At 44.5% G+C, this 8,918-nt stretch carries 6 protein-coding genes; 3 read left to right on the top strand and 3 right to left on the bottom strand.

Annotated features, from left to right (window positions below):
- Window positions 1-115: 115 nt before the first annotated feature.
- Window positions 116-472: a hypothetical protein gene (locus QZU58_RS09890; RefSeq protein WP_294496416.1), complete on the top strand. Its 357-nt coding sequence runs from the start codon at window positions 116-118 to the stop codon at window positions 470-472.
- 126 nt (window positions 473-598) lie between these two features.
- Here the strand turns inward: QZU58_RS09890 and nrdD are convergent, their stop codons facing one another.
- Both nrdD and QZU58_RS09880 read right to left on the bottom strand, forming a co-directional pair.
- Entirely contained in the window at window positions 599-2,731 is a 2,133-nt protein-coding gene (gene nrdD, locus QZU58_RS09885; RefSeq protein ID WP_294496414.1) for an anaerobic ribonucleoside-triphosphate reductase, read from the bottom strand.
- Window positions 2,732-3,621: 890 nt separating this feature from the next.
- On the bottom strand, window positions 3,622-4,362 hold the full coding sequence (locus QZU58_RS09880; RefSeq protein WP_294496413.1) for a M15 family metallopeptidase: 741 nt from the start codon (window positions 4,360-4,362) through the stop codon (window positions 3,622-3,624).
- Between the two features lie 609 nt (window positions 4,363-4,971).
- On the opposite strand from QZU58_RS09880, the gene QZU58_RS09875 reads away from it, so the two are divergent.
- Both QZU58_RS09875 and QZU58_RS09870 read left to right on the top strand, forming a co-directional pair.
- Window positions 4,972-5,772 carry a hypothetical protein gene (locus QZU58_RS09875; RefSeq protein WP_294496411.1) on the top strand — a complete coding sequence of 267 codons (801 nt, stop codon included), beginning with the start codon at window positions 4,972-4,974 and terminating at the stop codon, window positions 5,770-5,772.
- A 520-nt stretch (window positions 5,773-6,292) separates the two neighbouring features.
- Window positions 6,293-7,891 (top strand): ankyrin repeat domain-containing protein, encoded by a 1,599-nt coding sequence (locus QZU58_RS09870; RefSeq protein WP_294496409.1) that lies wholly within the window; start codon window positions 6,293-6,295, stop codon window positions 7,889-7,891.
- A 160-nt stretch (window positions 7,892-8,051) separates the two neighbouring features.
- Here QZU58_RS09870 and rpiA read toward each other — a convergent pair whose 3' ends face one another.
- The gene (gene rpiA, locus QZU58_RS09865) at window positions 8,052-8,714 is read right to left on the bottom strand and encodes a ribose-5-phosphate isomerase RpiA (protein ID WP_294496407.1); all 663 of its coding nucleotides are present in this window, start codon (window positions 8,712-8,714) and stop codon (window positions 8,052-8,054) included.
- Window positions 8,715-8,918 lie beyond the last annotated feature (204 nt).

Genomic DNA, 8,918 nt, shown 5'->3' with positions numbered 1-8,918 from the left:
CTTGATCTGGATGATGCGCAGGAGAAGTTTCGGTATCACGAATTGCGCGAGAAATATTTGGCGTAATTTTTGCATGGCTTGTAATGGTGATGATTATATTTTGAAAGGAGGCACTATGGAAGAAAAGAAATTCGACAAGGAAGAGTTCAAGGCAAAAGCCAAGGAAAAGCTTCATGCCGGAATGGAGTGGACCAAAGCCCGTTTTTATGACGCGAAGGCATTCTACGAAGAGAACAAAGACTTTCTTCTGGTCATTGTCCCGATTGGTCTTGGAGGACTTAAATGGTTTAAGGCTCAGAACAAGACGAACGAGGAGAAGGATCACAAGGAACTTTACATCTGGGATAACCGGAGCGGACAGTATTATCGGCTGAGGAGAAAGCTCCGTCCTGGTGAACAGCTGGAACTGGAGAGGCGCAGACTTGAAGGAGAGCCGGTTGGACAGATTCTGATGTCCATGCGAGTACTTTAATAAGTCACACTATTTGGAGGAGGCTAACACGGCCTTCTCCTTTTATATTTTCTTAAAGTACCTGCCTTTCAGTCACTTATCGTTACCGGTAATTACCATGGCAGGTGCCTGCGCATGCTCCGCCTATCAGAGATGCTTTACGCGACGGCGAACTTCTTCCTGCTTACCGCAGTTGAAAGGTCTGGTGTCCGGAGCACCGAGATAACCGCATACGCGACGGATTACGGAAGCCTTGTTAGGGTTGCAGTTACCGCACTTAGGACATACGAAGCCCTTGCTGGTACACTCAAATTCACCCTTGTAGCCGCATTCGTAGCATTCGTCGATAGGAGTATTGGTACCATAGTAAGGAACCTTGTCATATGAGTAGTTCCATACATCCTCTATTGCTTCAGGATTTCTCTGCAGGTTAGGGAATTCACCGTAGCAGATGAAGCCACCGGACGCAAGTTCAGGATATGGCTGCTCGAAGTCAATTTTCGCATACGGGTCAACCTTCTTTTCCACGTCAAGGTGGAAGCTGTTGGTGTAGTAACCCTTGTCGGTTACGCCCCTGATAATGCCGAATTCCTTGGTATCAAGCTTGCAGAAACGGTTGCAGAGGTTTTCAGAAGGTGTACTGTAAAGACTGAAGCCGTAGCCGGTCTGCTGCTTCCAGCGGACGGTGGCATCGTGCAGTGTTTTAACAATCTGAACACCTTTCTGACGTAATACCTCGTCATCAAAAATGTGTTTTTCGTTGCCGTACAGTGCGTTGATGGTTTCATGAATGCCGATGTAACCAAGGGATACGGTGGCACGGCCGTTCTTGAATATTTCTGAAACCTTGTCGTCGGCCTTAAGTCTTACACCGCAGGCTCCTTCCATATAGAGGATAGGGGCAACCTTTGCCTGAACGTTGTCCAGACGGTGAATTCTTTCCATTAATGCCTTGAAGCAGAGATCCAGTCTCTTGTCGAGAATTTTGTAGAACTCGGCTTCATCACCGTGAGCTTCGATGGCGATGCGTGGCAGGTTGAGACTTACAACGCCGAGATTGTTACGGCCGTCGTGCTCTTCCTGATGAGTTTCGGCATTGATGTAAGGGCTGAGGAAGCTTCTGCATCCCATAGGCGCCTTGAATGAACCGGTTACGCGGAGAACCTGATCATAGTTAAGAATGTCAGGGTACATGCGCTTTGAGGTACATTCCAGAGCCAGCTGCTTGATATCGTAGTTCGGATCATCCTTTTCAAGGTTAAGACCGCGCTTGATGGTAAATACCAACTTAGGGAATACGGCAGTCTTGTGGTTCTTGCCGAGACCCGCGATTCTGTTCTTGAGAATTGACTGCTGAATGAGTCTTGATTCCCATGAGGTGCCGAGACCGAAGCCTAAGGTAACGAACGGAGTCTGACCGTTGGCGGTGTGCAGCGTGTTTACTTCATATTCCAGTGACTGGAATGCGTCATAGCATTCCTTTTCGGTTCTGGCGCGTGCATAGCTTTCTACGTCAGGAATATTCCATTCCCTGGCAACGGCAAGGTGCTTGTTGTAGCTGCTGGTTACGTACGGAGCCAGTACTTCATCAATACGGTTGATGGTGGTACCGCCGTAGATATGGCTTGCTACCTGGGCGATAATCTGTGCGGTAACGGCAGTGGCAGTGCAGATTGAACGCGGAGTTTCAATTTCAGCGTTGCCCATCTTGAAACCGTGAGTAAGCATGCCTTTGATATCAATGAGCATGCAGTTAAACATAGGGAACAGAGGTGAATAGTCAAGGTCGTGGAAGTGAATTTCACCCTTTTCGTGAGCAATAACGACATCACTAGGGAGCATGTGCTGCTTGGCATAGTGCTTGGCCACGATACCTGCCAGAAGGTCTCTCTGGGTAGGAATTACACGGCTGTCCTTGTTGGCGTTTTCGTTAAGGATCTCAGGATTGTTCTGTTCGATGAGACTTTCGATGTCATGAATGAGATCACTCTGCTTTTCACGCATGCGATCCCTGTCATGGCGATATTCGATGTACGCACGGGCAATCTGCTTAAACTTGGAAGCCATCAGCTGGTCTTCTACGAGCTTCTGAATTTCGCTGATTTCGATTTCGGTTCTGTCCTTGATAAGACCGAATACCTTGGATTCGATATTAGCGGCAAAATTCAGATCACGAACTCCGCAGGCTTCTGCAGCCTTGGAGACCGCATTAACAATACGGATACCGTCATAAGGTACCCGATTACCGTCACGTTTGATTACAGTAATTTTTGCTTCCACTTTAACATCTCTCCGTTTTTTCCGTCCTCAGTAAAAGATAAAGTGTTTACCTTTTTTGACAACTGGGACGGTTTTATATTTTTAAACTCTCTCTTTTTTTATATTTAGGCTTTGTCCGGTGCCCCGGGGCGACATGTACGGGTACTGTCCTGATATTGATTTCTATTAATCAGTCTGCGCTGTTCATCCGTCCGTAAAGGGGACCGTAAGTATATTTATTTTATATATACTTACGCTTGTTTCGCTTAACAGTACCAGTTTGCACGCCAAAGGTCTTTTTCAAATTTTCTGCCTGAAAATCAGACGCGGAAAATTTTTGAATGCCTTGCATACTTTGATTATAGCAAGCTGGGCGTGGTTGCCTTTTTTTCGGAGTGCAATTTAGCAATTTTTTTTGAGCGTGACAACAAAAAAAATTTTTATATTTTTAATTGCAGAAAAATTGACTGAGATCAATGTTTTTCTTTAACGTATTGATAACACGATGTTTGTGGTAATTTTGCTTAAAAAATGACAGACTGTAATCTGCTCTTCCTAAATATTGTGTTATGATTTTTAAAATAAATGTGTTAACCACTATATATAGTGGTGTCAAAAACATAATATACAAAATAAAAAATATTCGTATACTAAAATATTATAATAATTTTTTGAACTGATAATAGTTTGAAAACGTTGTCACACAGGTGATTTTGAAACAATGAAAATATCTGTATATAAATATTATAATTTAATAGATACAATATATTAGATGTAAAAAGGAACTCTATACCTAGTCTAATATGCGTAATTTAATCAGGTGAACGTTCGGCAAAAAGACATAATCCGGTTTTTCAGTTTTCCGAATCTTAAGGAAGTCCCGTGACGCTGCACGGGAACATGTCCGGAGATCAATGTGAAAAAAGAAGGAACCGCTGCGCAAATTCGCCGGTGACTATGGATGTTACCAGGTCAGGTTCAGACAGACCGGCTCTGTTTTTAAGAAAACAGGCGCATTCTTCGCAATCCAGACCTGAAGTGAAGCGATCTGATTCGTTCATGTGACTGAGGTGCCACAGTTCGTATGAGCAGTACTGATTATCGTGGGCGTAAGGGCGGAAGAATCCGAATTTTTGCATGTTGGCCGTGAGCCATTTCCCGACATTCTTCTGGCAGCCTCTGGTGTAGCATCTGTTTGTCAGATCCAGTTCCTCATTGCATGCAAGGGCATCCGGGTCGTAAACGTCCAGATCCGTACCCCAGTGGTGACGTGACATTCCCGGCACGGCACTGAAAAACATAATGGTTCTTATAAGTTCTTCTTTTGACATGGTGCCGATGTCTACGGGGTGTTCATTTCTATCCAGTACCGGGCGGATACCGGCAATCTTTTCCTCAAAAATAATCTTCTGCCGCTCAAAGTTTCTGAATGAGGAGGCAATTGACAGATTAATGCCATCCTTCAGGGCCTCATTCCTCATTTCAAGGAAAGCTTCCCGGGTCGCGGGAGTGACCATGAAGGAGCGGTTGTTAAGAATCAGAGCGGTCAGATGTTTATCAGTGAGTCCGTGAATTATTTCCGGATCCGCATAGTTAATTTCAGTCATGTTTTTATTGGTCGGAGGTGTTTTTACTGACGGGATGACGGTCACTGGCGGTCATTCCCTTTCCGGAAATAATTCTGACACCAATTAAAAGTTTTGTAAAATCCCGAAAGTGTTTCTTTCGCTAAAAGATGACTGAAATCAGGGACTTTTCCGGCAAAAAATCCGGATGCGGTATTATTCATGTGGCATATCTTCTTGTTTTCTCATATTGCAAAACGCTCCGGAATGAACGAAAATGCACGTGACAGGATCAGGGAGAGAGTGAAATATCATTTCCCCGTATAACAAATGCCGGATACCGATATATTATTGTGGTTCCGGATACAAAGAAACGTTAATGACTGATAACACATGACTGACGCTGACCATGGTCACGCCGTCATTGAGGCAGCTCAGGTGACCCGCACTGACACGGCGAATCGGATTGCTGATCTGCCTGAATAAAATGTTTGTTCCGTAAACAGAAGCGGAATGCACTAACTGACACATATATATGTACAAATGAACAGCATTCACGATTTCGGGTGCAGTGAGGAAACAGCAATGCATGATGACAGTAAAAATTCGGTTGTTGGCTTGATGAAAGCCGGTACATCCGCCGGGGAGTTTTCTCTCGCGGTACCTGGATCCGCATGCGGATTTATTGGTTTATGCATGGTATTTGCAACGACTTTTATCTCTTTTGTTCTTATGAACTGTGCTAGTGCCGACGACACTTCTCCGGATGCTGAGGCATATGCAGACAGTGCTGTTGTTGCCGAAGAGCATAAGAACAGGGACACTTCCTATAACGTGATTATCAAGAAAATTCCCAATCTGAAGAAGAACTCAAAGAGCAGGGAATATCAAAAGCGTGAAATCGTGCGACTTACCAATCTCAGCAGGGATGTCTGTGATACATACGGAAACAGTGAGCCTGAAAAAATCATATGCGATAATCCGAAGCTCATGTATCTTGAATCTGAATATCTCCGCTATTTGGGATTGAAGTATGACGAGCACGGCTGTGTATTCGGATGCGCACTGCACAGAGGGCGTCTGCAGACCTGTGCGGAACACAGATTCAGTTCCAGCTGTGTGGAAAATTATTTTGACGTGCTGATTGCTGAGGAACGCATAGATCAGGGGATGGAGGAAAAGCAGGAAATGGTTCTTGACTGCGTCCCTGTGGTGGGAGAGTCAGCTTTTAACGATCTGGCTGAAGAGGAAAGACATCAGCTGATAATTCTGAATATGTATTCCACACAGATGCCAATCGGGCATTTCAGCATAAAGGGGCGTAATTACAGAGTATACGGTTTTCCTCAGTTCAAAGGTCAGTATCTTAGGGACATGAACAGTCTCTGCTACGACTGTGATTACAACAATCAGCTGCGTTTTAACGACAGCGGCATGGTTGAGATTGAAATAAAACATGATGGTGAAAAAAAGTTCCTGAACTGCGAAATACATTAAGCATTCTGTTTCAGAAAAGTCTGAAGATTAAACAGTGCCGGTGCGGTTTTTAGCCGAACCGGCACTGTTGTTTCCGGTGAGAAAAGGAAAGAGAGTTCCTGCGGTCATGCGGCGATTCTAAATGGTTTGCGAACTGAAAACGGCAGTATAAGTATTAAGCAAATTAAACAAAAATAAAACATTATGTATACATGGGCAACATTGCCGGCAAAAAAATATGTTTTATCCTCATATTACGGAATTTCCAGGGTGTCTGATGCATGGTGCGGATGTACCATGATAATAGGGAGAAGTTTTTTGTTAGGTATTTTTCCCGGCGGCTACATAAAAATATAATTCGGAGGCTGTTTTGCCGTACATGTGCTGACGGACGTTGGCGGGTGGATATGCGGCAGAGTACGGAAAAACACCGGCGGAAACGGACGGAATGTCATAAAAACTTCAGGTAACGACATAAGTTTTGTCATGAGCGACTGTTAAAGACATGTTCCGTACGTTGATTATTATGGAGGATATTCTCATGGCAGTAAAATCATTAGGATACTTGATCGGCATTCTGGCAGGCTCGGCAATTATGACATCTGTTCCTGCTTTTGCGGAAAATCCGACAGAAGGAGAGCCGACAGCATCTTCTGAAGACGCGGTGGAATCTTCCGTTATTTCAGGTGAAAGTAAGGAATCACTCAATGATGCTTCACCAGAATCTGTTCCGGTGACTACAGAGACACCTGCTGCCGATACAGGTGTTTCTGACACTCCTGCTTCCGGTGAGGTTCAGCCGGAAAAGGCTTCTGAGGAGTGGGAGGTTTCCCCAGTGCCAACAGGAGAAGAAAAAGGTGTTTCTGGAGAAGAACAGACTCAGAACTCAGAGCGTAAATATATCGAGGTTATGCCGCCAAATGATTTCATGATGATGGTACGTCAGCATGATGAAGTGAATGATCAGAAAATCATTCAGGCTCTGGCAGACGGTATGGACCCGAATACTCGCAGGGTTTCCGATAATACCCCGTACGGAGATCCTGCTCTTTATACATACATTAATACACACGGCCGTAATCCTGAAGTAGTAAGAGCCTTCATCGATGCGGGAGTGGATCTGCTATGGCACAATGATAACGGGGAGTACAAGGTTCTGCAGGGACTGTTCTACACCGATGAAGATCTTATGCTGTACGCACTGGAACTTAACAGACCGGATCTCAGTAGGGTTTCAATGGGAAAAAAGCCTCCGATAATCGAATTTCTGGATAGGGATTCACTGTTTTTTAAGCGCAGTGACAGTATGGAAACATCACTGAAGCTTCTAGATACCATTATCTCTCTTGGCGGGCTTAAGTACGATCACGATGATGTGAATGATCCGAGAAATCAGGTTCTTAAATATGCCCTGACCAAGGATCGTGACAACAGAATGTGGCCAGCATCAGTGTTGCAGAAGCTGATTGATGCTGGAGCTGAGGTGAATGTCAGGGACAAATATGAAAAAACTCCGCTATTCGATGCAATTGAATCGAATGCCGTGGAGCATATCAACGTCCTTGCCCGTAACGGTGCGGACATGAATGCAACCAACCGGCGCGGGAGTACGGCGCTGATTGAGTTTATGGATAATGACTCAGTGACTGACGAAACACTTAAGATTCTTGTGGATCTTGGTACTGACGTAAATCATCAGGCTTTCGGTCGCAATAACCTTACGGCTCTTATTGAGGCCGTGAAGGAAGAAAGGATCGGTATGGTGGAATATCTGCTCAAGCACGGGGCTAAACCGGATCTTCAGGTAAAAAACGGCAAAACAGCTCTGATCTTCGCCATCATGAAAGATAATGAAGAAAAGCGTCATACCATGATGAATATGCTTCTTGATGCCGGGGCTTCTCCGGAAAAAGCTGATAGGGACGGAATATATCCTTTGTGTTATGCCATTGGCACAGGTTCGGTGAAAACGGCGGATCTCCTTGTTTCCCGCGGAGCCGATCTTGAAAAGGCAGTAAAAACAAAAGAGTCGGCTAAAAAAGGTAAGAGTCAGAGAACGCTTTACGATGTGGTGATGGGGGCTGACAATCCCGGAGCTGTGCCGATGCAGAACTATCTGAAGGAGAAGCTCGGAAGATAACGGATAGGAATGAATTACGTAAAGTCAGATAAAGGAAAGGTCGGCGGAAGCCGACCTTTTTTTAAATGAAAAGATTAAAGAGGAAAGAATACGAAACTGCATTCGGTATCAGATGGTTTCGGAATAGTATGGCCTGATACCGTCGCAGAATCGTTTGTGGTTATTTCTTTTCGGTAACCTTGGCACCATTTTCGGTACCTACAATCAGAACATCAGCGCCTCTTCTGCCAAATATGCCTACGGTTACCACAGCGGCAATGGCATTTATGGTCTGTTCGAGTTTCTTCGGTTCGGTAATCTTAAGATCGTGAACGTCAAGAATGTGATTTCCGTTGTCGGTTACACAGCCTTCTCTGTATACCGGACGGCCACCGAGAGCGGTAAGTTCTCTGGCTACGTATTCACGAGCCATCGGAATAACTTCAACAGGCAGAGGGAACTTGCCGAGAACGTCAACAACCTTGGTGTCATCAACTATGCAGATGAACTTCTTTGCAACGGCCGCAACAATCTTTTCACGGGTAAGAGCTGCACCACCACCTTTTATCATATCCATTTCAGGATTGATTTCGTCAGCACCGTCAACATAGATGTCGAAAGAATCAACGTCATTAAGATCAAAAACCTTGATGCCCATGGCTTCAAGTTTTTTGGTTGATGCAACGGAGCTTGATACTGCTCCCTTGATCTTATTCTTGATTGGTTCGAGTCTGTCGATAAAGAAGTTAACTGTTGAGCCTGTGCCCACACCTAGTACGGCATTTTCCTTTACGTACTTAACTGCTTCTTCTGCCGCACAAATTTTCTTCTGGTTCTGATCCATATCCTGAAATCCACTGATGAGTTTTAAAGATAGCTGAATTATACAACTTAATGAAATTATATCAAGAGTGTGATGTGTATAACAAAAATAATTTTTCGTGTGTATGTAACCTAAAAGTTGGATAATCAGTACTCAAAATTTCATGCCTAGATAATTGATCAGGAGCCGGTCTCTTTCAGTTATCTCTGTTGACCATCTCCTGGA

This window comes from uncultured Ruminobacter sp. (genome assembly GCA_902764345.1).
Taxonomy (GTDB): domain Bacteria; phylum Pseudomonadota; class Gammaproteobacteria; order Enterobacterales; family Succinivibrionaceae; genus Ruminobacter.
This window is presented reverse-complemented; position numbering and strand designations above follow the sequence as displayed.